Source organism: Labrys sp. (in: a-proteobacteria), from assembly GCF_047605565.1.
Taxonomy (GTDB): Bacteria; Pseudomonadota; Alphaproteobacteria; order Rhizobiales; family Labraceae; genus Labrys; species Labrys neptuniae.
The window spans coordinates 1-24,373 of record NZ_JASGFM010000056.1 but is presented as its reverse complement, the minus strand read 5'-3'; the positions used below and the strand labels follow the sequence as shown (position 1 = coordinate 24,373).

The window sequence follows — 24,373 nt, the reverse complement described above, 5'->3', positions numbered from 1 at the left end:
TCCATGGCGGCGATCAGACCGGCATCGCCCAGCCCTGCATTCACTTCAGGCCGGTTCCAGCCGCCGGCCGCTCTTTCCGTCGAAAAGGTGCAGCACGTTCCCCTCGCCCTTCACCGAAACCAGGTCTCCCACCTTCACGGTGCTGTGACGCGGAAATTCGACGGTGATCATGCGTTCTCCACCCGCATCCAGGTAGCCAAAGGTCTGCCCGCCGAGACGTTCGACCATCGCCAATTCGCCGGTGAACCACGCCTGGGAGGCGTCGCAGGGCGAAAGGTCTTCCGCCCGGATACCCAGGACGATAGGGGTTCCGGCTACCGCCGACAGCCATGGCACGGCAATCTTGGCCCTGCCGATCGACAGTTCGCCGCCTCCGTTCAGTTTCACTTCCACGGTGTTCATGGTCGGACTGCCGATGAAGCGCGCCACGAACAGGCTTGCCGGACGGTGATAGAGGTCGAGCGGCGGGCCGACCTGTTCCATGCGGCCCGCATTCATCACGACGATACGGTCGGCCAGCGTCATCGCTTCGACCTGGTCATGCGTGACATAGACCGTGGTTGCCTGGATGCGCCGGTGCAGCTTGGCGATCTCGAGCCGCATCTCCACCCGCAAGCCGGCATCGAGATTGGACAACGGTTCGTCGAACAGGAAAGCCTGAGGATCACGAACGATGGCCCGCCCCATGGCGACACGCTGACGTTGCCCGCCCGACAATTGCCCCGGCCGACGCTCCAGCAAGGGCGCCAGTTTCAGGGTTTCGGCGGCTTGCCTCACGCGCTGGTCGATCATTTGTGGATTCTGGTCGCGCATGCGCAGCCCAAACCCCATGTTCTCGGCCACCGTCATATGCGGATAGAGCGCGTAATCCTGGAACACCATGGCGATGTTGCGTTCGGCAGGCGTAAGCGCATTCACCACTTTGTCCCCGATGCGCATCTCTCCACCCGTGATCTCTTCGAGCCCGGCGACCATGCGCAGCAAGGTGGATTTGCCGCAGCCCGACGGACCAACCAGCACCAGGAATTCGCCCTCGGCGATATCGAGGTCGACACCATGGATCACCGTATGGGTGCCGTAGGACTTGCGAATATCCCTGAGGCCAATGCCCGCCATTGCGTTCTCCCCGATGCTGCCTGCGACAAGCGAGGCCTTTCCAGCTCTTGACCTAATTATCAATATCAATAATGATAATTGCAAGAGGTAAGCGAACACTCACAAGGTGGGTGCCAGCACAAGGGGGAGACATGAGCGAGCGGCCAGCATCTCGGCGTTTCGACCCGGCACTCCGCGCCAAAGGCACCCGGCCCGGCCCTGTCGCCCGCTCGGCGATCGCCTTCGATGCCCTCAAGCACGACATCATGCTCGGCGAACTCGCTCCCGGCGAACCGCTGGTGGAACTGGAACTCGCCGCCCGTTTCGGCTGCAGTCAGGGCACGGTGCGGGAAGCCCTGCTGCAGCTCCAGGAGGAAGGGCTGGTGCATCGGCGCGGCCATCGCGGCACCCAGGTCTCGGACTGCACGGCCGACGAGGCCGTGGAGATGTTCCGCGTCCGCAAGCAGATCGAATGTGCCGGCGTGCTCCGCGCCCTGCGCAACCCCAGCCGCAGCCTACTTTCCGATCTGAAGGCACTGGTCGAAGCCATGGAGGAGGCCGCGCGGGAGGATGACGAGATGGGGCTCGCCGCCTTCGACCGCGATTTCCACCGCCGCCTGTTCCACGATGCCGACCTGCCCGCACTGGATCCGATCCTGCATCGCTGCCTGATCCACAACCACCGCTTCAAGATTTCGCGCACGCAAGGCCAGCGCGATCTCGTGCTGACGGCCCAGCGTCATCGGCCGCTGGTAGCCGCAATCGAGGCCGGCAACAGCGCCGCGGCCGTGACCTCCCTCGAGCACCATATCGCGACCATCGTCGATTTCGGGCCCAACGTTTTTCCGGGAGCAGGGCAATGAACGACCCTTTCCCCGACATACGGGTCGAAGAATTGCCCGGCCGGCTCGATCCGGAGCTGGCACGCCTCCTGGCCGCCATCGACGATGAGATCGGTCCGCAGCCCGATACGACGCTGCTGCCGCCGGCAGAGGGTCGCGCCCTTGCCGCGCGCCTCAACCAGCGCTGGAACCGCGACCTGCCGGCAATGGCCTTTGCGGGCGACGTCATCATCCCCGCGGATCCGGCGCTCCCGTCGGCCGACTGCCGCGTCAAGGTGCTGATCCCCCCGCAGGCGGGAGACGGTGCCCTGGTCTTCGTCCATGGCGGCGGCTTTGCCTTCTGCAGCCCTCAGACCCATGAACGGTGCGCCCGGGTCCTCGCCATCGAGACCGGCCTGCCCGTTCTCATGCCCGACTATCGCCTTGCGCCGGAGCATCCCTTCCCGGCGGGGCTGCATGATGTGATTGCCTGTCTCGGCAGTGTCTTCGAGAGCACGGTCCCGTTCGGCATCCGCCCCGGCCCGCTTCTGCTGTCCGGTGACTCGGCAGGCGCCAACCTTGCCCTGGCGACCATGCTTCGCGGACAGGCCCGTGGATACAAGGCCCCCGACGGCGCCCTGCTCTTCTACGGCGTCTATGACGCGGATTTCGAGACGGCATCCTATCGGCGCTTCGCCGAGGGGCCCGGTCTCACCACGGCGCGGATGCAGCGCTACTGGAACTGGTACCTGCCCGATCCGAAGGCACGCCAGGAGGCACTCGCTTCGCCCCTCCATGCCAGTGACGAGGCTCTGCGTGGTCTGCCGCCCCTCTTCCTTCTGGCCGCGGAGATCGATCCGCTCTTGTCGGACACGCTCAATCTGGCAGCGCGCCTGCGCTCGGTGGGACGGCCGGCCGAGACACACATCGTCAAGGGCGTGACGCACGGCTTTTTACAGATGAGCATCGGGCTGAGCGCAGCCCGCAACGCCCTCAAGACCGCAGGTCAAGCGGCAACGTCAATGATCAAGCCGGCATGAACCGGCATCAAAACACATTCTTCGGGAGGAGACGATGAGAACAGGACTGAAGAAAACGCTGAAGGCACTCGGCGTCGCCTGCGCCCTGAGCGCCAGCATGATGCTCGGGGCCGCCAAGGCGCAGACCGTGCGCTTCTGGTATCATTTCGACAATCCGGCCAACCCGATGGACGATCTCATCAAGAAGTTCGAGGCAGCCAATCCCGGCATCAAGGTCGAAGCCGAAAACGTGCCGTGGAACTCCTATTACGACAATCTCTACACGGCGATCGTCGGCGGCAATGCACCCGATGCCGCCATGGTGAAGCTGTTCGCCCAGCCCCGCCTCGTCGAGATGGGAGCCCTGGAGCCGATCGGCGACCGCATCGATGCCTGGCCCGGCAAGGCGGACCTGCTCGACAATCTCCTCAATCTCAACAAGGGGCCGGACGGCAAGCAATATTATCTGCCGATCCAATATGTCGTTCTCTATCTTTATTACCGCGCCGACCTGTTCAAGGCCGCGGGGCTGGAGCCGCCCAAGACCTGCGACGAGTTCCGCGAAGACGCCAAGAAACTCACCAAGGCGCCGGAGACCTATGGCTTCGGTCTGCGCGGCGGCAAGGGCGGCTGGGACCAGTGGGGCACTTTCGTCTTTTCCAGGGGCGCCAAGCTCGAGCCGGGCGGCCTGACCACGCCGGAAGCGATTGCCGCCAACAAATGGCTGGTCGACATGTTCCGGGAGGACAAGTCGATTCCGCCCTCCGCGCCCAACGACGGCTTCCAGGAAATCATCGCAGCCTTCAAGGCCGGCAAGACCGCGATGACCATCCACCATGTCGGCTCGTCCAACGACCTCGTCAAAGCCCTGGGCGACAAGGTCTCGGCGGTACCCGCCCCGGCCTGCAACGGCAAGCAGTGGACCTCCTATGGCGATGAATCGCTGGCGGTCTTTTCCTCCTCGCAGGCGAAGGACGCCGCCTGGAAATGGATCTCCTTCCTGGCGGAGGGACAGAACAATGTCGAGTTCAACAAGGCCACCGGCCAGATGACGGTGACCAAGTCGGGCTCGGCCAACTGGACGCTGCACCAGCGGCGTTTCGTGGATGCCACCGTGCAGTCGCTGCCCTTCGCCTCGGTGCTGCCGCAGACCCCGGCCACGACCGAATTCGTCAACACGGCCTGGCAGACCAACATGCAGCAGGCCCTGACAGGCGCAGCGACGCCCGAGCAGATGATGCAGCAATTGCAGACGCTGTTTGCAAACTAGGTAAGGGCACCGGGCTTTCTGTGCGCCGCACAGAGAGCCCCTTTCTCCCCTCTCACCATTGCGCCGGGCCATGTCGCTGCACTCGTCCACCTCCGAACTCGATCGGGAATTCGCGGTCCCCCTGCGGACGCGGCTGATGCCCTATGCCCTGCTGGCGCCGGCCTTGCTGGTGGTGTTTGTCGTCGTCTTCGTCCCGATGATCGAGGCCGTCTATACGAGCCTGTTCGATCTGGTGCTGTGGAAGCCCAATGCCGCCAGATTCGTCGGCTTGAGCAACTACATCAAGCTGTTCGCCGATCCGGTGTTCTGGACGGCGCTCTGGCACACGGTGATCTGGATCGGCCTCACGGTGCCGCTGCAGATGGGGCTCGGCTTGGTTGCCGCCCTGCTGCTCAATCGCGATTTTCCCTGGCGCGGCCTTGCCCGCGCGCTGATCATCATCCCCTGGGCGCTGCCGAGCGTGGTCATCGCCTTGATGTGGCGCTGGATCTACGATCCCAACACCGGCGTGCTCAACGACATGCTGCTCGGCGTGCATCTGATCCAGAGCGCAGTGCCCTGGCTCGCCGATCCCAATGTCGCGCTCTATGCCGTGATCGCCACGCTCACCTGGCAGGGCTTTCCCTTCTTTGCCGTGATGATCCTCGCCGGCTTGCAAGGCATTCCGCGCAGCCAGTACGAGGCTGCCTCTATCGACGGCGCGACGCCCTGGCGTCAGTTCGTCAACGTCACCCTGCCCGGCATTGCTCCGGTCCTGGCGACCGCCGGGCTGCTTCGCGTGATCTGGGTCGCCAACTCCATGGACGTCATCTTCGTGATGACGGGGGGCGGTCCCGGCTACGCGACCCACACCTTGCCCCTCTACGCCTTCATCAAGGCGCGCCAGAATCTCGATTTCGGCTATGGCACGGCCATAGCGGTGACCTTCACTATCCTGCTCGGCGCCTTCGTCGCCATCTACATCATCCGCACCATGAAGGAGGTCGAGCGATGAACAAGCCGTCGACCCTCCGGCGCATTCTCACCACCGACCTGCCGGTGGCAGCGATCGTGCTCTTCGCACTCGGGCCCTTCGCCTGGATGATCCTGACCTCGCTCACGCCGTCCGAGCGCATTGCGGCGAGCGGAGTTTCGCTCTCGCCCATCGGCTGGAGCTTCGACAATTACACCCGCCTGTTCGAGCAGACCTCCTTCCTCGGCAATATGGGCCACAGCCTGATCATCGCCCTCGGCACCGTGGTCGTCGGCCTCGGCGTCTCGGTTACGGCCGCCTATGCCTTCTCGCGCTTCCGCTTCCTCGGGCGCAGGGCGATCATGCTGCAGTTCCTGCTGGTCAACATGTTCCCGGTGGTGCTGCTGATCCTGCCGCTTTTCGTGCTGATGCGCCGGCTCGGCCTGCTCGACACCCATCTCAGCCTGATCCTGGCCAACGCTACCGTCGCCATTCCCTTCGCGGTGTGGATGCTGACGAGCTATGTGGCAGCCATTCCCAGGAGCCTCGACGAAGCGGCGATGATCGACGGCTGCTCGCGCCTGGCGGCCCTGCGCCGGGTAGTGCTGCCGCTTGCCATGCCCGGCATCATCTCCACCGGCATCTATATCTTCATCACCGCCTGGAACGAGTATCTCTACGCCCTCACTCTGGGCGGCAAGAACGTACGCACGGTGACCGTGGCGATCCAGACCCTGATCGGCGAATACCAGATCGAATGGGGGCTGCTCGCCGCCGGCGGCGTGGTCGGCGCCCTGCCTGCGACTCTGCTCTTTCTCATCGTGCAAAAACGCCTGGTTGGCGGCCTGACCCAAGGAGCGGTGAAGGGATGATGAAGCCAGCACCGCGCCTGCCCTCTGCAAACTGTGAAGCCAAACAATGAATCCTATCGGCCTGATATCGATGCAATATGCCCGGCCTTTTGCCGCCGAGCACTTTCCCCTCTTCGCCCGCATGAAGGAGCTCGGTTACGACTTCGTCGAACTCCTGGTGCCCGAGCCCGGCGAAATGGATCTGGCAGCGGCCCGTGCGGCCCTGGCCGATGCCGGTCTCGGGGTGGTGTTGGCGGCTCGCGTCAATCTGCAGCGTAACCTGTCCTCGGACGATGCGGCCAGCCATCGTGCCGGCATCGACTATTTGAAATATGCCGCCGACTGCGCGGCCACGCTCGGCGCGACATTGGTGGGCGGTCCCCTGACCGGCAATCCGCTCGTCTTTGCCGGCCGTGCGCCCCAGCCGGTATCCGAGACCGAACGCCTTGCCCGCAAGCAGCGCTGCGTCACCGGCCTGAGGGAAGCAGGCGATCATGCCGCCCGCCTTGGCGTGACCCTCGCCGTCGAGCCCCTGAACCGTTTCGAAAGCGACGTGTTGTGCACCACGCAGCAGGCGATGGAGTTGCTCCAGGCCGTCGATCACCTCGCCGTGCGGCTGATGCTCGACACCTTCCACATGCATATGGAGGAAGCCTCCATCTCGGAAGCCATCCGCCTTGCCGGGTCTCTCCTCGTGCATTTCCAGGCCAATGAGAATCATCGCGGCTTTCCGGGAACCGGTGCCACGGACTGGGTCGACGTCTGCCGTGCCCTTCATGACATCGACTATAGCGGGCCTGTCTCGCTCGAACCCTTCCGGCGCAACGATGATCGTTTCGGCGTGCCCCTGGCGCAATGGCGCGCGCCGCATGAGGACGAGAGCGAGCGCCTCGCCGCCTCCGCCTCCTTCATCCGCTCCCATATCTCGCTGACGGAATTTCGCAGATGACCTTGAATATTGGCTGGATCGGTTGCGGCGTGCACGCCACCCAGATGCTGCTGCCGCAGCTCCTGCGCCATGACGTGAAGATTGCAGCCCTTTGCGACATCGACGGCAAACGCCTGGCCGATGCCGGCCGCCAGTTCGGCGTCTCGACACTGCTCACCGATGCGATGGAGCTGATCCGTACGCCCGGCATCGATGCCGTCGGCATGGCCGTCGGTCCCGATCAGCACCTGGCCTTCGGCAAGGCCGCACTGGAGCACGGCCTGCCCGTTTTCATGGAAAAGCCTCCCTCAGGCTCGGCCGAGGGGGCCCGCCTCTTGCGTCAAGCGTCCGAGAAAGCCGGCAAGCCGTTGCTCCTCGGTTTCATGAAACGCTATTCGGTGGGCAACAAGATCGCGCACAACATTCTGAAGTCCGGCCGGTTCGGCCCCGTGCTCGGTCTCACCGGCTACTACATGACCGCGCCTGGCTATTTTGCCGGCAATGTCGACTACACCGGTTTCTTCCTGCACCACTGCGTGCACTATATGGATCTCGTCTCCCACCTCGTCTCGCCCGTCACCGGCCTGACGGCCCGCAAGGTGGAGAAGACACCGGGCCGGGTGCTGTTCCATATCGCCCTGGACTTCGATTGCGGCGCCATCGGCACCATCGCGATGGGCACGATCCAGTCGCGGGGCACGCCCGTCGAGCGCATCGAAGTGATGGGGGATCATCAACGCCTGGAAATCGAAGACGTGGTGGAGGTGCGTTGGCACCGCGATCCCCCTTTCAAGACCGCCGATGCAGCGGCAACCCTCACCGACAGCCAGGACAGCCTCACCTGGAAACCCAATTTCACCGCCGCTGCCAACGAGGATTTCAAGGGCTACCACGCTCTCCTCGCCGACGTCGTTCCGGCGCTCAGGGGGGAAGACACGCCGGCTCCGAGCATTCAGGACGGCGTGGTTGCGATGGAAAGGCTCGAAACCCTCAGGAAGGTTCTGGCGCTATGACCCCGAGAATGGACCCGGCCTGTAGCAGCCGACAATTCGCCCTTGCGCGGCGATGGCCAGCCGGCGATCACCAACAGCCCGGGAGCTTTTTTCGGCGGCCCGAAACACCGCATCCAGTTCCGTGATCAGCGCCGACGCCCTAGATCCAGAAGAGCACTCGAAATCGCGGCCCCGGTCCATTCGCGACATAAACGCCGTCGAGGTAGTGTACGGCGACGATGCGATCCGGGGTAATGCCGTGGTGCGACAGGGCAGCGTTCAGGGCTTCGACCGTTGCGTCGGTGGTGATCTCGTCAATGGTCGCTACGTTCGATCGGGATGCTAAAGCCATGTGATTCTCCCTTCTATCGGGAGCGCGACGGCGCGCTCGGAGTCGTTGGGAAGACGGAGCGTGGGACACAGCCAGCTCGAAAACCGGCGCACCGAAGCGCCAAGATTACGGGTAGCCGCATTAGCCAACCCCGGGAGACATGATTCAGCCCGAAGTGACGAAATTATGATCGAGGCGACGATTTACATCGGCCGGAGCAACTCGGCATTGGAGTGGATCCTGGCATCAAGCCAGGCCAGGCCGCTGATTGTCAGCCGCTAAGCGATCTCCTCGATAGGTCGATGCGCAAGGCGCGCCTCGAACTTGGGTCACTCCGCAAGCGGCTCACAAATGCTTGTATATCGTGGTTCGCGACAGTCCCAGAGCGCGTGCCGTATGCGTGACGTTTCGGCAGGAGCGATATGTCGTCCTGATCTCCTGGCAGACCCGGCGCGCCAGACCCCGGTCCCGGCAAGCCGGGCAAGCATCACCCACGTCCTCCGACCCATCGACGAAGCAGGTCTCGTCGACGAATGGTCCCCGTTGGCGCATGAGCAGGCGCTGGAGGGCGCTGCGAAGCTCGCGGATATTGCCGGGCCATTCGCGTTGAGCCAGCCTCGCGATGGCGGCATCGGTGATCGCCATTCCCGGGGCCAGTTCCTGCAGCAGGTGCTTGACCACGAGCACAAAGTCGGTGCGGGCCGCCAGCGGCGGCAGATGCAGGACGAGGCCGTTGAGACGGTAGAGCAGGTCGGCCCGGAAAGATCGCTCCGCCACCATCGCCTCCAGATCGCGGTTGGTGGCGGAGATGATCTGGACATCGACCTTGTGGATCTTCAGCCCCCCGACAGGCCGTACTTCCATGGCATCGAGAAAACGCAGTAAAGCCGTCTGGGCGGACAGGGGAACATCGGCGACTTCGTCGAGGAACAAGGTGCCCGCGTCGGCCTGCCGCGCCAGTCCGATCGATCCCTCCGCACGGGCATTGGTGAAGGCGCCCTGCTCATGGCCGAAGATCTCTGCGACGAAGAGCTGTTCGGCCAAGGCACCGCAATTGACGGCAACGAACTCCCCGCGCCGGCCGCTCACCGCATGGATATGGCGCGCCATCAATTCCTTGCCGGTGCCCGTCTCACCGGTGAGATGAACGGGCATGCCCATGGCGACGGCTTGCCCGATGTCGGCCATCGCGGCCTTCAACGTCTCGTCCGCACAGACGAACTCCGGCATGGGTCCGGCCCTGCCATGCTGCATCGCCTGCGGTTCCCGGCGCAGATTGCGAACCGTTAGCCCGGGAGCGATCTGGCGGCAGACCATCAGGACCTGACTGCCGGCCGCATCGCGTATGGGGAAGACGCCCCCGCGCAGAAGGCCATCCAGTGCCCTGGCAAAAGGCATCTCGAACAGCGTGTCGAAACTCACACCGGCGCCGGTCGGCAGCCCGGACAACAAGGCGGAACCGGGACGGTTGAGCGCCGTGACCACACCGTCCCGCGAAAGAGCCAGCAGCCCTGCCGAGAGCGTATCGAGATATTCCGCGCGCGGATGGAAGGCCAGGATGAAGTTGTCCGCGCATTCCTGGAAGATCAGCCCGTTCTCGATCTGGGCCGCGGCCATGCGCACCAGCGCATGCGTATGCTGCTGCCGCGCCTCGTTGGCGCAGGATGCATCGAGCAATCCCAGGACCTGGCCATGCGAGTCCAGGATGGGCGCCGCCATGCAGCTCAAATGGGCGTGGCAGGTAAAGTAATGCTCCCGGCCGAAAACGCCGACCGGCTGGCTGCTGTCACTGGCCAGCCCGAGGGCGTTGGTGCCCCGCCGGGCCTCATCCCACAGGCTGCCGGGAAGGATGGAGCGCCCTGCCACGCTCTCCGTGAAGGCCTGATCGCTGATGGTGTCGAGCACCATGCCGCTCGCATCCGCCAGCGCGATCATCAGATTGGAGCCGGCGATCTGAGCATAGAGAACCTGCATCTCGGCAAGAGCCAGCCGGCGCAGGCCCTCCATTTTCTGGCGCCGACGCGTCACCGCCGCAAATGGCACCACCTCACCGCGGGGCTGGAGACGCGGATCGAGACCCAGATCCCTGCAACGCTGCCAGCTTTCGGCGATCGGCACCGGCAAGGTGCCGCCGGGCAGGCGATCACCGCGCTCGAGGGCATTTCGGGCCCGGTCCATTCCCGACAGGATCTGCATGATCTACTCCTCGATTTCGACAGCCCGGCCGGCAACGCCATTGCCTGGGAGATCTGTACGCCGATTGGACACACCGCCCGCATAACTGTTCAGTTTGGCGACACAAACGGCTCGATGAAATTCAAGCAGCACCTTGAAAAACCTAATATATTCATTCTGGCACGAGGATTGCTGCCGTTCCGTCGAAGCGTGGACAAGACCGCGCTCGCGGAGGAAATGACAATGAAGGCGCAAGTGCTCACCCGCTATGACGACGATCTGAGGGCCGGCCAGTGGGTCGATCTTCAGGAGGTTCCCGATCCCAGGATCGAAAAGTCGAACGACGTCATCGTGCGGATCGGCGGAGCGGGTGTATGCCGCACCGATCTCCACATCATCGAGGGCGTCTGGCGCCCACATATGGACCCGAGCGGCGACCAGCTGCTCCCACTGATCATGGGGCACGAAAATGCCGGTTGGGTCGAAGCGGTCGGCAAGGAGGTCGAAGGCATCAAGGTCGGGGATCCCGTCATCGTCCATCCCAAGATCTCGGGCGGCACCTGCCTGGCCTGCCGCCGCGGCATGGACATGCACGGCCCGGGCCGCTTTCCGGGGCTCGACTGCAACGGCGGCTATGCGGAGTTCCTGTGCACCTCCGAACGCAATATCGTGCCGCTTCCCAAGACACTCGCGCCCAAGGAAGTCGCGCCCTATGCCGATGCCGGCTTGACCGCCTATCGCGCCGCCAAGAAAGCGACGCGCCACCTCCTGCCCGGGGAAAGCTGCGTGGTGATCGGTGCCGGCGGCCTCGGCCATATCGGCATCCAATGCCTCAAGGCCATGTGTGCCGCCGACGTCATCGTGGTCGACAAGTCCGACGCCTCCCTGGCGTTGGCGGGCAAGATCGGAGCCGACAAGCTGGTGAAGGCAGACGGCAACGAGGTGGAGGCCGTGCTCGCACTCACCGGTGGCGCCGGCGCCGAAGCCGTGATCGACTTCGTCGGCGAGAAGGGCACGACGGCCAAGGGCCTCGCCATGACCCGATCGGCCGGCAGCTATTATGTCGTCGGCTATGGCGAGGACATCCGGGTCCCCACCGTCGACATGGTCATCACGGAAAAGAACATCATCGGCAATCTGGTCGGAACCTGGGCCGAGCTCGTCGAACTGATGGCCCTGGCCGATCGAGGCCTGGTCGAGCTGACCACGGTGGAATACCGGTTGGCCGATGCCAACAAGGCTCTCCAGGATCTCAACGCCGGCAGGATCCATGGTCGCGCTGTCCTCATTCCGTGACGAGAAAAGCACCGGCCTCCTCCCGATCGGTGGAGGTCGGCCCCTCCCCTTGCCGCGCCCGGACGAGCGGGGCGGCGGGAGGGCGGCGTCAAGGCTGAAAGGGCGCGCCATGTGCAAGGTCCTCACGAGCCAGAGCCCGCTCCATTTTCGCAAGGCGAGCCGATCGATGCGTATCGCCGGGCATTCGACGACGGTGAGGCTGGAGGAGGCGTTCTGGCAGGTCCTCGACGAAATGGCCCGTCGGGAAGGGCTTTCGACCTCCCGGCTGATTTCGGTGCTTTACGAGGAGGCCCTCGAGCGCCACGGCGCCGCTCCCAATTTCGCCTCGCTCCTGCGTACCGTCTGCCTGCTCTACCGGGGGATGATCCCGCCGGAGGGCTGACACTCCGAGGGAGGCCGGGTCGCTCCGGCCTCCTCTCCCATCGTCTCAGCTCGCCTTTGCGACCTTGACGATCCGGTCCTCGGCGATCCAGCGCGCCGTCAGGATCAGCGCCCCCATGGCAAAATCCTTGTCATGGGTGTCGATCATCTCGCGAGCGAGGGTTTCCAGCTTCTGGAAGAACAAATCCTTGCTCTCTTCCTCGCGGGTCTGCTCTGTCGGCATGTCGTCCTCCTGTGATGGGCGCTCTGCTGCGCCTATTTGAAGAGCTGGGGCGGAAAGGTGATGAGAGCGGCCTGGCCCTCCGCATCGCCGACGGCGAGATGACGCCCGTCCGCCGACCAGGCCAGCGCAGTGACGGCCGCGCCGAACGGCCGCACGAAGAGTTCGTCGCGCCCGCCGAGCCGCGCCACCACGATGCGGCCATCGGCATAGCCGGCCGCCACCAGGTCGCGCGTGGGATGGGCGGCAACAGCTTCCACCAGGATCAGGCCGGTATGGCCGGTCAGCAAAGCCTGGCTGGCGGCCTCGGCACCCGTTCCCCAGGCTGCAATGCGATAGGCCCCCGATGCCACCAACTGCCCGTCCGCCGCCCAGGCCAGGTCTTGCACCGGTGCGGGAAAGTCGAGGATGGTGTCGGTCCGACCAAGCGGAACATCGACGACGCTAAGACCGCCGATTTCCAGACCGCAGGCAATGCGATCGGCCTGCCGGTTCCAATGGACACCCGTCGGCCGCGAAGGCAGCGTTGCCACCAGCTGGATCGTCAAGGCCGGATCCAACGCCATGACGACGAGATTGTCCGCACTCAATCCCGCCAGGTGCCGGCCATCGGGCGAGAATTTGAGGGCCCCCGGAATGGGAAGCACCGGCCGCGAGCGAGCGATGGCATTTGCCGCCTGGTCCAGGAGGTACAGATCGTTGCCGTCCGACACGGCGGTCACGCCCGATTGCTCCGCATGATCGAGGGCCAGAACGGGGCCGCCAAGGCGAAAGAAATCTTCGCGCACCTCTCCTTGTACCGAAACCGGCCTGACCGCACCATCGACCGTCCCGACCAGGAAACCACCCGCATGGAAGGGAACGACGAGGGGAACATCGCCTTCCTGCATTGCGACCGCAGTCAAGGGGGCCGGCGGCTTTGTGCGCGGCAGGATCCTCGTCTGTCCGAGATCCCCGCTGACCCGGATGCGGCTCTCCGGTCCCTCCGTTTCTGCCACGGGAGCAAGGGCAATGGCTCCGTCGGCGGTCGTAAAGGCGACGGAACCTCCCTGCCGATCGAAGTTTACGCCCGCGACGGGTGCAGGTCGCTGCCAGCAGCGTCCCAGCAGGTCGAACAGCGTCGGGTTCTGTCTGCTTTGCTGGTTCATGATGTCCTCCCCTCCCGCTCCATTGCCTGCTGGAGCAGGCGATCGAGCGCCTCGATTTCCTGCTCGGCTGTTTTGATGCGTCCGGCACATTGGCTTTGCCGGCCGCTCTCGGCTTCGGCGCTTTCGTGCGCCGTTCGCAGTTCGTCTAGCAATTCCCGCGCCAACTCCCCTTCAGCCGGCGCCTGCTTCAATGCCAGCTCGAGGCGCAGCACTTCCATCCCGAGGCCGGCAAGGAGCTGGGTGAGCTTGAGGGCTTGCGCATTGAGCGCGGACAAGCCGGCAACCAATTCGAGCCGGCGCGCCAGCAGATCCTGGTGCTTGGGATTTGCTGCGGTCATTGTCGCCTCTCTTCCTTGGCCGCCTTGGGCTTTTCCCAGCCGGACAACAAGGCCGGCAGCTCCGGCAGTTGGGCTTTGAATTGGCGCTGAGCGGCTTCCACATGGCTCCTGAGCTGGTCCCAGATATCGACACGCAACAGGGAGGTGGTGTCGCCGGTCAGGCGTTCGATGTCCTCCACCCGAAACTGCCGGGACAGGGAAACGCCCGAAAAGACGAAATCGCGCAGCGTGATGGCATGCCGTTCCACGAAGGCATGGAGCAAAGGATGGGTTTCCGCCGTAATCCCCGCCAATGTCAGCTCGGCGATCATGAAGTCGTGGAAATGGCGCTGCAGGCGCAGCTGGCTTTCGCCCAGAAAGCGCATGGAAAAGATCAGGTCGCGCGGCATCAGCCGCAGCAGGTCCGTGATGACCTCGCTGTCATCAGGCCCATCGAAAGCCGATGGCGATCGAGGATTGTCGGGAGAAGACATCGGCATGACCCCGAATGGTTGGGTTGTCATAATACCGACAGGATAACCCACGAGATTAAGTTGTCTATAAGTTCACCTGTCAATAATATCAATAAATATGTTAAATATCAAAATAGATAAATAGCGTTACATTTGTAAATTACAGCTGTAACGTTATGTTACACCAATAGGACCCATGCGAATATCGATGCTACCCAGGGCGCCTAAAGCTGCACAATTTAGAGCTTGTCGTGAGTTGGCACGGTCCTTGCTGCATCATTCTCCATAAGAAGCCCATCGCGTTTCGGCGCGATGCCAAAAGAACGAAGGAATGGGGAACCCAAGGTCGGAATGCCATGGCGCGCATGCCTTGCGCACCAGGCGTTCAGAACCACTCCAGACACCTTTGCCGTGATCCACTCGAGCAGCCGGATGGTGGCACGCCATGTCCCCTGAACCGGCCGCCCGCACTCATCGGCGGCGATACCTGCCGCTCCCCGCCCGAACCATGGGGGTTCGTGGCGCAATCTGGTGGAGGCTCATGGCTATGACGTCTTTGACGCTCAACAAGATAACCTCGCAGCGCGGCATTTCCGTCGGCGAGGCGACCAAGAAGATATCCGATCTCGGCTGGAACCCGACCTATGTCCAGGAAGCGATGACCTTCCCGACGGACTACAAGATCAGCAAAGCGCCGCGCGATCCGATGAAGCAGGTGCTGCGTTCCTATTTCCCGATGCAGGAGGAAAAGGACAACCGCGTCTATGGTGCGCTCGATGCCGCCTTGCGCGGCGACATGTTCCGCAATGTCGAGCCGCGCTGGGTGGAGTGGATGAAACTCTTCCTCGCCATCATCCCCTTCCCGGAAATCTCGGCCGCCCGCTCGATGGCGATGGTGGCGAGGCTTGCGCCCGGCGAGGACCTGCGCACCGGCTTCACCATGCAGATGGTCGACGAGTTCCGCCATTCCACCATTCAGATGAACCTGAAGAAGTGGTACATGGAGAACTATATCGATCCGGCCGGCTTCGACATCACCGAAGAGGCCTTCGGCAAATGCTATGCCACCACGATCGGCCGCCAGTTCGGTGAAGGTTTCATCACCGGCGATACCATGACCGCGGCCTGCATGTACCTGACCGTCGTCGCCGAAACCGCCTTCACCAACACGCTGTTCGTGGCCATGCCCTCGGAGGCCGCCCGCAATGGCGACTATGCCCTGCCGACCGTGTTCCTTTCGGTGCAGTCGGACGAGAGCCGCCATATCGGCAATGGCCACTCCCTGCTGATGGCCGCCCTCAAGGAGCCCGAAAACCACCTGCTGCTCGAGCGCGACCTGCGTTATGCCTTCTGGCAGAACCACGCCATCGTCGACGCCGCCATCGGCACCTTCATCGAATACGGCACCACCAACCGCGACAAGAACAAGGAATCCTATGCGGAGATGTGGCACCGCTGGATCTTCGAGGACTACTACCGCACCTATATGCTGCCGTTGGAAAAATACGGCATCAAGATCCATCACGACGACGTTCAGGAAGCCTGGAAGCGCATCACCGAGAAATTCTACGTCCACAAGGTGGCCCAGTTCTTCACCGTCGGCTGGCCGCTCAATTTCTGGCGCATCGAAGCCCAGACGGACAAGGACTTCGAGTGGTTCGAGCATAAATATCCGGGCTGGTATGCACAGTTCGGCGAATTCTGGAAATGGCACGACAAGCTGAGCCACCGCGGCGAGAAGATCCTCACCTTCAACGAACAGGTGGGCTACGTCTATCCGCATCGCTGCTGGAGTTGCCTGGTTCCCTGCCTGATCCGCGAGGACATGGTCGTCGACGAAATCGACGGCAAGCTGCACACCTTCGCGCATGAACTCGATCGCTGGACGGCGGTGGAGGCCTTCTCCGACGAGTACCAGGGACGTCCGACCCCGGCGATGGGCCGCTTCAGCGGCAAGCGCGAATGGGAGACGCTGTATCACGGCTGGGATCTCGCCGAGGCCATGAAGGATCTCAACTTCGTGCGCTCGGACGGCGAAACCCTGATCCCGCAGCCGCATCTGCGCTTCGATGCCAAGGAAATGTGGACGCTCGACGACGTCAAGGGCCACACCATCCTGTCGCCGCTGACGCTGCTGCGTGAGATGACTCCCGCCGATCGCGAGAAGCATCTGGCTGAGTATCGCGCCGGCTTCACCATCAACCCCTGCCACTGAACCTGCCGCTTCGCGGACGCCGCCCGGCGGCTTCTGCAAGCGAAAGGATCACGCCCCCTCTCTTCACCGGGAGGGGGCACGGGACAGTCTTGGAGGAAGGACCGATGAGCGTGGCCCACACTGTGCGCCTGGAACCCGTCGGCGTCGAATTTGAAGTTGAGGACGGCGAGACCGTGCTGAACGCAGCCTTTCGTCAGGGCATCGCGCTGCCGCACGGCTGCAAGGAAGGGCAATGCTCGGCCTGCAAATGCGTCTTGCTCGACGGCGAAGTCGACATGCTGAAATACTCGACCTTTGCGTTGAACGACATGGAGAAGGATAGCGGCCACATCCTTCTGTGCCGCTCGATCGCCTATTCGGACATGGAAGTCGAACTCCTCAACTATGACGAGGAAGTCCTGTCCAAATCGATCGCCGTGAAGAGTTATCAGGGCCGCATCGAGAAAATCGAACGCCTCACCCACGATATTCGCGGCATCGAGATCACGCTCAGTTCCCCGATGAAATTCTGGGCCGGCCAATATGTCGACATCACAGTCACCACGGAAAAAGGGGAGACGCTTACGCGCTCGTTTTCCATGGCAAATACGCCGGACGAAACCCAGAAACTCTCATTCATCATCAAGAAGTACCCTGAGGGACGATTCTCCGGGGAACTCGACGCCGGCGGAATCCGGGTCGGAGCCGAAGTCGCCATCGTCGGCCCCTATGGCACCTGCTTCCGACGTGAAGAACGCCAAGGACCCCTGATCCTGGTCGGCGCCGGGTCGGGCATGTCGCCAGTCTGGTCGATCCTCAACGACCACCTGGCCAGCGGCGAGCAAAGGCCGGTCTACTTCTTCTACGGCGCCCGCACGCAGGACGACCTGTTCCATCTCGACCGGATCTCGGCCTTGGTCGAGCGCTATCCGGAGGTGCAGTTCATCCCCGTGCTCTCGCATGCCGGAGAAGACGGCACCTGGCAGGGTGAACGCGGCTTCGTGCATGAGAGCGTGGGCGCCAAGCTCAAGGAACTCGCCATCGATGGGCAGGGCGACGTCTATGCCTGCGGCCCTCCCCCCATGATCGATGCATTGCAGCCCGTGCTGTTCATGAACGGCTTCGAGGTCGAGCACATCTTCTTCGACAAGTTCACCACCTCGTCGGGCGCAACCTCGCCCGGCCACTAAGAGCCGCCCTCGGGCGGATCGTCGAAACGCACCACAACCAGGGAGTGAATACCATGCCTGCCATTTCGAGTTCGGTCGGGTCCGGCGCAGCCGGTGCAGCGATCTTCGCCGATTCCGACAGCCGCAAATACCGCTATTTCGATCCCAGGGGGCAGCGCGCCACCCATTACGAGGACGTCACGGTCGACGTGCAGCCCGATCCGGAGCGCTATCTGATCCAGAACTGGATCATCAATTTCGCCGACGGCAATGGCGCCTATGTCAAGGGCAACACGCTGGCGCAGAGCTCGAACTGGCATGCCTTCCGGGCGCCCGACCAGGAGTGGGAGCGCACCCACTATCAACGCCAGTCCAAGATCGAGACGATGGTACAGAGCGTGATCGCCAATGGCCGCAAGTCCGGCGCGCCCAAGAGCTTCGATAAGGTCTGGGTCAGCATCCTGCAGCACCATCTGGGTGCGTGGAAGCACGCCGAATTCGGACTGGGCACCTCGCTGATGCAGGCCCAGCGCTACGGCTACACCCAGATGATCAACAACGCCACGCTGACCAACTCTTCCTACAAGCTGCGCCTGGCGCAGGACATCACGCTCTATCTGGCCGAGATCGGCATGGATATTCCCGGCTGGAACGACGAGCTCGGCAAGAAGACCTGGCTGGAAGACGGCACCTGGCAGGGCACCCGCGAAGCCATCGAGACCATCATGGGCGCGGAAGACTATCTGGAGCAGTATTTCGCCATCAATATCGTGTTCGAGCCGCTCGTGGGCGAACTCTTCCGTTCGGGCTTCCTGATGCAGGTGGCGGCCGCCAACCACGACTTCATCACCCCGCCGGTGATCTCGGCCGCCGAAGCCGACTATGAGCGCAATCTCGCCAATACCATCGACCTGATCTACCTGCTCGCCCATGACGAGAAGCATGCCGCGGCCAACCGTCAGCTGTTCAAGGGCTGGCTGAAGAAGCACCGCGCCCTCGCCGACAAGGCAGCGCTGGGCCTGCAGCCGATCTGGTCGATGCCGCATTCCAAGCCCGTCTCGTTCGAGGATGTCCGCGCCGTCTCGCAGGAGCGGATCGGCCAGATCCTGCGCGAACTCGGCCTCGACGACTGACCGGCCGGCAACCATCCAAAGGGAGAAACGACCATGTCCACGGCAGCCCGCGATTCCTCGCACGCCAATATCTTCAAGTCGATGAAGGACATCACCTTCGAGCAGACCATCTCGCATCAGTGCGGGGTCACCATGAACGACTCGGTGGAGGCCCGCGCCATCGCGGAATTCATGGGCAAGAAGGAGGGTGTGATCGTCACCTATCAGCCCGCGCTGATCCGCATCGACGGCGACGGCAAGCTGATCTTCAAGATGGACGAGATCAGCGAATATCTCGGCCGCGAGATGACGGCGGAGATCTTCGAAGTCAATACCTCCACCCATTACGGCCGCATGGTCAGGGTCGACGACAACACCGTGATCCTGTTCGGCAATATGGACGAGGTCTTCGAATACATCTGAGCCTGACGGCAAATCGCGGGCGATGCGCCGTCCTGGCGCATCGCCCTTCCCCCTGCACGCCTGAAAACGAGTAGCCAGTCATGCCAAGCAAAATGAAGGCCGCGATCTTTGTCGAGAAGGGACGCATCGTTCTCGATGACAAGCCCATCCCTGAGATCGGCCCCGCCGATGCCCTGATCCGCGTCACGACGACGACGATCTGCGGAACGGACGTTCATATCCTGAAGGGGGAATATCCCGTCGCCAAGGGCCTGACCATCGGCCATGAACCGGTCGGCGTGATCGAAAAGCTCGGCTCGTCGGTACGCGGGTTCAAGGAAGGCCAACGCGTCGTTGCCGGCGCCATCACTCCCTCGGGCTGGAGCCATGCCTGCCTGTGCGGCTGCGGTTCGCAGGACGGCGCCGGTACCAAGCATGGCTGGAAGGCCATCGGCGGCTGGAAATTCGGCAACACCATCGATGGCTGCCAGGCCGAGTTCGTCTGCGTGCCCGATGCCATGGCCAATCTCGCCCCCATTCCGGACGAGGTGAGCGACGAACAGGTTCTGATGTGCCCGGACATCATGTCGACCGGCTTTGCCGGCGCCGAAACCGGCGGCATCCGGATCGGCGATGTCGTTGCCGTCTTCGCGCAGGGACCGATCGGCCTGTGCGCCACGGCCGGCGCCAGGCTAATGGGCGCGACCACCATCATCGCCGTCGATACGGTGCCCGCCCGCCTGGCCATGGCCAAGCGCCTGGGCGCCGACATCGTGGTGGACTTCAAGCAAGAAGATCCCGTCGAAGCCATCATGCGCCTGACCGACGGGCGCGGCGTCGACGTGGCGATCGAGGCGCTCGGCACGCAGGCAACCTTCGAGGCCGCCCTGCGTGTCCTCCGGCCCGGCGGCGTGCTCTCGAGCCTCGGCGTCTACTCGTCGGACCTGAAGATCCCGCTCGATGCCTTCGCCGCCGGCCTCGGCGAGAAATCGATCCGCACCTCGCTGTGCCCGGGCGGCAAGGAGCGCATGCGCCGCATGCTCGATGTCGTCAGTTCAGGGCGGGTCGATCTGGGCGGGCTGGTCACGCACCGCTTCAAGCTCGACCAGATCGAGGAGGCCTACGACCTCTTCGCCAACCAGCGCGACGGCGTGCTGAAGGTCGCCATCACGACCTGACGAACCGGCAGCGATGGGAGAGAGAACCATGCTCGATGCTTCATTTGGCCCCTGTTCCGAAGCCAACGCCCCGACCGTGAGAATAGGCCTGTCGGAGCATAAGCCCAGCGCCAACCCGGAAGATGCGGAAACGGCGATGCGGGGCGACCATGCCTGCAACGGGGCGACATCCGTGGGGTGTGCGGGATGCCCGCTGCGCACCGCGCGGATGGCCCGCCTGTCTTCCGGCCATGCCCATCGAGGAGCTGCAGCACCCCCGCCCTAACCTCGTGGGAAGCGTTCCAACAATCCAATTGAAACAGAGCCTTACAGATAAATCCTAATGGAGGAAACCATGTATATCACGCCCGAAGGCAAGGAAATTTTCGTCGTTGACGGCCACACCCATTTCTGGGACGGCAGCCCGGAAAACCAGCGCAACATTCACGGCAAGCAGTTCGTGGAGTGCTTCTATGCCTATCACACGGCGCTCAGCCCCAAGGAGCAGCTCTGGCCGAAGGAGAAGTTCGAGAAATACAGCGCCGACGACCTCTATCGCGACCTGTTCGTCGACGGTCCTGACGATGTCGCCATCGTGCAGTCGACCTATCTGAAGGATTTCTACAAGCAGGGCTTCAACACGCTCGAGCGCAATGCCGAGATGGCCAAGCGCTATCCCGAGCGCTTCATCGTCAACGGCTCCTTCGATCCGCGCGACGGCGAGGCCGCGCTCGAATATATCCACTTCATGAAGGAGACCTACGACATCAAGGGCGTGAAGATGTACACGGCCGAGTGGCATGGGGATTCCCGCGGGTGGAAGCTGACCGATCCCAACGCCTATCGCTGCTTCGAACTGTGCGAGAAGCTCGGCATCCGCAACGTCCACGTCCACAAGGGCCCGACGATCATCCCGCTCAGCAAGGACGCCTTCAACGTGGGCGACGTCGACGACGCGGCCACCGACTTCCAGAACCTGAACTGGATCGTCGAGCATTGCGGCCTGCCTCGCCTGGACGATTTCTGCTGGATCGCCGTGCAGGAAACCAATGTCTATGGTGGCCTTGCCGTCGCCCTGCCCTTCATCCATTCGCGCCCACGCTACTTCGCCGAGGTGATCGCCGAGCTCCTGTTCTGGCTCGGCCCGGACAAGATCCTGTTCGGCTCCGACTACGCGATCTGGACACCGCGCTGGCTGGTCGAGAAATTCTGGGCCTTCGAACTGCCCGAGGACATCAAGCGCGAGCGCGGGGTCGATCTCACCCCCGAGATCAAGGAGAAGATCTTGGGCCTCAACGCAGCGCGCCTCTACGACATCGACATCGCGGCCAAGAAGGCGGCTCTCGCCAAGGCGCCCCTGTCGATCGCGGCGGAGTGAAGCGCATGATGAGCGCTGCGCTCCGCGGTCGCCGCCAGGCCGAACTCTGGCGGCGGCTGTCCGAGGTCAACGACCCAGAACTCGACGAGCCCGTCACCAATATGGGCTTCGTCGAGCGCGCCGAGATCCTGGACAATGCGTCGGTGGAGGTCGAATTCAGGCTGCCCACCTATTGGTGCTCGCCCAACTTCGCCTTCCTGATGCTCGATGGTGTGCGCGAGGCGCTCGAGGCGCTGTCCTGGAAGCCAGCCTATCGGGTCCAGCTGCAGGATCACATGTTCGCCGACGAGGTCAACCGGGGCATCGCGGCGGGCAAGAGCTTCGGCCAGGTCTTCGGGGAGATGACCGGGGATCTCGACCTCACGGCCTTGCGCGAGACGTTCCGTGCCAAGGCCTATAAGCGGCGGCAGGAGGCCGTGCTGCTGGGATTGCGCCAGGCCGGCCTCGGCGACGACGCCATCCTTGCCATGGACCTGCCGGCCTTCGATGCGACGCAGCTCGCGGGAGAGGAAGCGGTGGCCCAGAAGCCGCGCTATCGTCAGGCCCTGCTCGAGCGCCATCCCCAAATCGGTCGGGGAGACGGCGTCTTCAGGACCTGGGAGGGCGTCCCCCTCACCGCGGCGACGCTGGCCTCCTATCTCGGAGACCTGCGCAGCCTGCGGATCAACATGGAGTTCAACGGCGCCCTGTGCCGTGGCCTCAAGCAGACCCGGTACAAGCAGGCCGAGTTCACGGATGGCGAACCGACGCTGGTCGACTTCATCCTCGACCGTGTGCCGCCTGCCGCTGGGAACGCGCCCGCCGTCAACAGCTGAACCGAGGCCTCGCCGCCCGAGGCCGACAACAACCGCCCGCCAGGGCGGAAGGAGGAGCCATGCCCAAATTGATGCTTCACAATTCGCACGCCCGCCGAGCCCTTGCCCGCGGCGTCCACCAGCTTGCAGCCGCCGTAGAGCCGACACTCGGCCCCAAAGGCATGAATGCCATGATCGACCGGCCGATCGGCACGCCGATGGTGACGCGCGACGGCGTTTCCATCGCCTCGGAGATCGAATTGCACGATCGTTTCGAGAATATGGGCGCCCAGGTGGTGCGCGAAGTCTCGATGCAGACCAACGAGATCGCCGGCGACGGCACCACCACGGCCATCGTCCTCGCCAACGCCCTGGTCCAGAAGGGCGTCGAGGCCAACGAGCAGGGCGCCAAGGCCGTCGACCTCGTGAAGGGCATAGACCTTGCCGTCAACGCCGTGGTGTCGTCGCTGAAATCCAGCGCGCGCCCGGCTCGCGAGAATGGCGCCCTGGCGGCCGTCGCCAATATCGCAGCCACCGATGCCCGGCTCGGCAACCTGGTGGCCGAAGCTTTCGAGAAGGTCGGTGCCGACGGCATCATCACCACCGATTTCAGCATCACCACCGAGACTACGCTCGACGTCGTCGAGGGCATGTCCTTCGACCGCGGCTATATCTCCCACCACATGGTCACCGATGTGGAGAAGATGCAGGCGGTGCTGGAACGCCCGCTGATCCTGCTGACCGATCTGAAGATCAAGGACCCCGCCTCGCTGGATGCCGCGCGCGCGATCGCCGACAAGGCCGGCAGGCCGCTGCTGATCGTGGCCGAGGAGGTCTCGCCCGAGGTGGTCGTGACGCTGCTCGGGCGTAGCGGCGCCGGCAAATATCTGATCGTGCATCCGCCCGAGTACGGCCATTGGCGCAAGGCGCTGCTGGAGGATCTGGCCATCATCACCGGCGGGCGCGTTATCGCCCGCGATCTCGGCGGCAGGCTCGAACAGATCGAGGCCGCCGATCTCGGCAGCGCGGAACGGGTGCGCACGAGCGCCACCCATACGGCGATCATCCATGGCGGCGGCGACAAGGCGGCGATCGCCGCGCGCCGCACCCAGGTCCAGCATCAGTTCGAGAACGCGCCGCCCACTATCGAGCAGGACAAATTGCGCGAGCGTCTCGCCAAGCTCTCCGGCGGCACGGCCGTGCTCTATGCCGGCGGCGTCACGCCGGTCGAGCAGAAGCGTACCATCCAATTGATCGAGGATTCCCTTTCTGCCGTACGGGCCGCGCTCGATGAGGGCGTGGTCGCCGGCGGGGGCTCTGCCCTGGCCCAGATCGGGCCGGTGCTCGATCCCCTGCTTGCCAGGCTCGACGGGGACGTCGCGGCAGGCGTCCGCCTGGTGAAATCGGTGCTGACGCGCCCGCTCTGGCGCATCGTCGCCAATGCCGGCGGGGATCCCGAAGCGGTGGTGGCGAAGGTGTCGAGCGTCAATGGCGGTTTCGGCTACAACGCCGCGCTCGGCGAATACCAGAACATGTATGAGGCCGGCATCATCGATCCCGTTCGCGTCACCTGCGCCGCCCTGACCAATGCCGCCTCGGTCGCCAAGCTGATCCTCACGACGGAGACCCTGGTCGGTGATCTCGCCGAAGACGAGGACCCGACTGCCGGCCCGGCCCTTGGGGGCGGAGCCGAAAAACTCGGCCGCGCCTGAACGGCGCTGCCGCCCGAGCGAAATAGACAAGGGTCTTTCACATCGAAACCCCGGACAAGGCGACACGCTTTGTCCGGGCAGGCCAGGTTCGGCCTTGCGCCGGCCCGCGCCCATTCGAGCGATGCAGATACGGAGGCAATGATGGACGGAAGCGATACGCCGAACACCGGCAAGTGCCCGGTAGCG

At 63.6% G+C, this 24,373-nt stretch carries 24 protein-coding genes; 17 read left to right on the top strand and 7 right to left on the bottom strand.

The window, feature by feature from the left end; translation table 11 throughout:
* Window positions 1–45: 45 nt before the first annotated feature.
* Window positions 46–1,116, bottom strand: a complete 1,071-nt coding sequence (locus tag QM672_RS30055; protein ID WP_415086996.1) for an ABC transporter ATP-binding protein — start codon at window positions 1,114–1,116, stop codon at window positions 46–48.
* Between the two features lie 131 nt (window positions 1,117–1,247).
* Between QM672_RS30055 and QM672_RS30050 the strand changes: the two genes are divergently transcribed.
* From QM672_RS30050 to QM672_RS30020, 7 genes are all read left to right on the top strand, one after another.
* Complete coding sequence (locus QM672_RS30050) at window positions 1,248–1,958, top strand: GntR family transcriptional regulator (RefSeq protein ID WP_394312895.1); 711 nt, start codon at window positions 1,248–1,250, stop codon at window positions 1,956–1,958.
* Window positions 1,955–2,956, top strand: coding sequence for an alpha/beta hydrolase (locus tag QM672_RS30045; protein WP_415086994.1), 1,002 nt, complete (start codon window positions 1,955–1,957; stop codon window positions 2,954–2,956). Before QM672_RS30050 ends, QM672_RS30045 begins: the two co-directional genes overlap by 4 nt.
* 34 nt (window positions 2,957–2,990) lie before the next feature.
* Complete coding sequence (locus QM672_RS30040; protein ID WP_415086992.1) at window positions 2,991–4,205, top strand: ABC transporter substrate-binding protein; 1,215 nt, start codon at window positions 2,991–2,993, stop codon at window positions 4,203–4,205.
* Between the two features lie 70 nt (window positions 4,206–4,275).
* Window positions 4,276–5,199 (top strand): carbohydrate ABC transporter permease, encoded by a 924-nt coding sequence (locus QM672_RS30035; RefSeq protein ID WP_311943354.1) that lies wholly within the window; start codon window positions 4,276–4,278, stop codon window positions 5,197–5,199.
* Window positions 5,196–6,029 carry a carbohydrate ABC transporter permease gene (locus tag QM672_RS30030; protein ID WP_311943352.1) on the top strand — a complete coding sequence of 278 codons (834 nt, stop codon included), beginning with the start codon at window positions 5,196–5,198 and terminating at the stop codon, window positions 6,027–6,029. Before QM672_RS30035 ends, QM672_RS30030 begins: the two co-directional genes overlap by 4 nt.
* Before the next feature lie 46 nt (window positions 6,030–6,075).
* Window positions 6,076–6,957 carry a sugar phosphate isomerase/epimerase family protein gene (locus QM672_RS30025; RefSeq protein ID WP_415086989.1) on the top strand — a complete coding sequence of 294 codons (882 nt, stop codon included), beginning with the start codon at window positions 6,076–6,078 and terminating at the stop codon, window positions 6,955–6,957.
* Window positions 6,954–7,949, top strand: a complete 996-nt coding sequence (locus tag QM672_RS30020) for a Gfo/Idh/MocA family protein (RefSeq protein WP_394312900.1) — start codon at window positions 6,954–6,956, stop codon at window positions 7,947–7,949. The genes QM672_RS30025 and QM672_RS30020 overlap by 4 nt, the downstream gene beginning before the upstream one ends.
* 139 nt (window positions 7,950–8,088) lie before the next feature.
* Here the strand turns inward: QM672_RS30020 and QM672_RS30015 are convergent, their stop codons facing one another.
* Entirely contained in the window at window positions 8,089–8,280 is a 192-nt protein-coding gene (locus tag QM672_RS30015) for a hypothetical protein (RefSeq protein ID WP_311943345.1), read from the bottom strand.
* A 324-nt stretch (window positions 8,281–8,604) separates the two neighbouring features.
* A complete protein-coding gene (locus QM672_RS30010; protein ID WP_367626764.1) occupies window positions 8,605–10,455 on the bottom strand; it encodes a sigma-54-dependent Fis family transcriptional regulator in 1,851 nt (616 codons plus the stop codon).
* Between the two features lie 222 nt (window positions 10,456–10,677).
* On the opposite strand from QM672_RS30010, the gene QM672_RS30005 reads away from it, so the two are divergent.
* Together QM672_RS30005 and QM672_RS30000 are read left to right on the top strand one after the other, a co-directional pair.
* Entirely contained in the window at window positions 10,678–11,730 is a 1,053-nt protein-coding gene (locus QM672_RS30005) for an NAD(P)-dependent alcohol dehydrogenase (RefSeq protein ID WP_367626763.1), read from the top strand.
* A gap of 166 nt (window positions 11,731–11,896) precedes the next feature.
* Window positions 11,897–12,112, top strand: coding sequence for a ribbon-helix-helix domain-containing protein (locus QM672_RS30000; protein ID WP_311943339.1), 216 nt, complete (start codon window positions 11,897–11,899; stop codon window positions 12,110–12,112).
* Between the two features lie 45 nt (window positions 12,113–12,157).
* On the opposite strand, the gene QM672_RS29995 is transcribed toward QM672_RS30000, so the two are convergent.
* The 4 genes from QM672_RS29995 to QM672_RS29980 are packed head-to-tail and all read right to left on the bottom strand — an operon-like array spanning window position 12,158 to window position 14,290.
* Window positions 12,158–12,334, bottom strand: a complete 177-nt coding sequence (locus tag QM672_RS29995) for a hypothetical protein (RefSeq protein ID WP_311943337.1) — start codon at window positions 12,332–12,334, stop codon at window positions 12,158–12,160.
* Window positions 12,335–12,366: 32 nt separating this feature from the next.
* Window positions 12,367–13,479 carry a hypothetical protein gene (locus QM672_RS29990; protein WP_311943336.1) on the bottom strand — a complete coding sequence of 371 codons (1,113 nt, stop codon included), beginning with the start codon at window positions 13,477–13,479 and terminating at the stop codon, window positions 12,367–12,369.
* The gene (locus QM672_RS29985; protein ID WP_415086985.1) at window positions 13,476–13,817 is read right to left on the bottom strand and encodes a hypothetical protein; all 342 of its coding nucleotides are present in this window, start codon (window positions 13,815–13,817) and stop codon (window positions 13,476–13,478) included. The genes QM672_RS29990 and QM672_RS29985 overlap by 4 nt, the downstream gene beginning before the upstream one ends.
* Window positions 13,814–14,290: a hypothetical protein gene (locus QM672_RS29980; protein WP_367626760.1), complete on the bottom strand. Its 477-nt coding sequence runs from the start codon at window positions 14,288–14,290 to the stop codon at window positions 13,814–13,816. Before QM672_RS29980 ends, QM672_RS29985 begins: the two co-directional genes overlap by 4 nt.
* A gap of 520 nt (window positions 14,291–14,810) precedes the next feature.
* On the opposite strand from QM672_RS29980, the gene QM672_RS29975 reads away from it, so the two are divergent.
* The 8 genes from QM672_RS29975 (at window position 14,811) to QM672_RS29940 (ending at window position 24,187) form a co-directional block, all read left to right on the top strand.
* A complete protein-coding gene (locus QM672_RS29975; protein ID WP_376717757.1) occupies window positions 14,811–16,484 on the top strand; it encodes an aromatic/alkene/methane monooxygenase hydroxylase/oxygenase subunit alpha in 1,674 nt (557 codons plus the stop codon).
* A 104-nt stretch (window positions 16,485–16,588) separates the two neighbouring features.
* Window positions 16,589–17,653 (top strand): NADH:ubiquinone reductase (Na(+)-transporting) subunit F, encoded by a 1,065-nt coding sequence (locus QM672_RS29970; RefSeq protein ID WP_415086983.1) that lies wholly within the window; start codon window positions 16,589–16,591, stop codon window positions 17,651–17,653.
* Between the two features lie 53 nt (window positions 17,654–17,706).
* On the top strand, window positions 17,707–18,765 hold the full coding sequence (locus QM672_RS29965) for an aromatic/alkene monooxygenase hydroxylase subunit beta (protein ID WP_415086981.1): 1,059 nt from the start codon (window positions 17,707–17,709) through the stop codon (window positions 18,763–18,765).
* A gap of 33 nt (window positions 18,766–18,798) precedes the next feature.
* On the top strand, window positions 18,799–19,167 hold the full coding sequence (locus QM672_RS29960) for an MmoB/DmpM family protein (RefSeq protein WP_149250175.1): 369 nt from the start codon (window positions 18,799–18,801) through the stop codon (window positions 19,165–19,167).
* Window positions 19,168–19,247: 80 nt separating this feature from the next.
* The gene (locus QM672_RS29955; RefSeq protein WP_311943324.1) at window positions 19,248–20,324 is read left to right on the top strand and encodes an NAD(P)-dependent alcohol dehydrogenase; all 1,077 of its coding nucleotides are present in this window, start codon (window positions 19,248–19,250) and stop codon (window positions 20,322–20,324) included.
* Window positions 20,325–20,658: 334 nt separating this feature from the next.
* A complete protein-coding gene (locus QM672_RS29950) occupies window positions 20,659–21,681 on the top strand; it encodes an amidohydrolase family protein (RefSeq protein ID WP_068297695.1) in 1,023 nt (340 codons plus the stop codon).
* Between the two features lie 5 nt (window positions 21,682–21,686).
* The gene (locus QM672_RS29945; RefSeq protein ID WP_415086978.1) at window positions 21,687–22,496 is read left to right on the top strand and encodes an iron-sulfur cluster assembly protein; all 810 of its coding nucleotides are present in this window, start codon (window positions 21,687–21,689) and stop codon (window positions 22,494–22,496) included.
* A gap of 59 nt (window positions 22,497–22,555) precedes the next feature.
* The gene (locus tag QM672_RS29940; protein WP_415086976.1) at window positions 22,556–24,187 is read left to right on the top strand and encodes a molecular chaperone GroEL; all 1,632 of its coding nucleotides are present in this window, start codon (window positions 22,556–22,558) and stop codon (window positions 24,185–24,187) included.
* The last annotated feature ends 186 nt before the right edge of the window (window positions 24,188–24,373 follow it).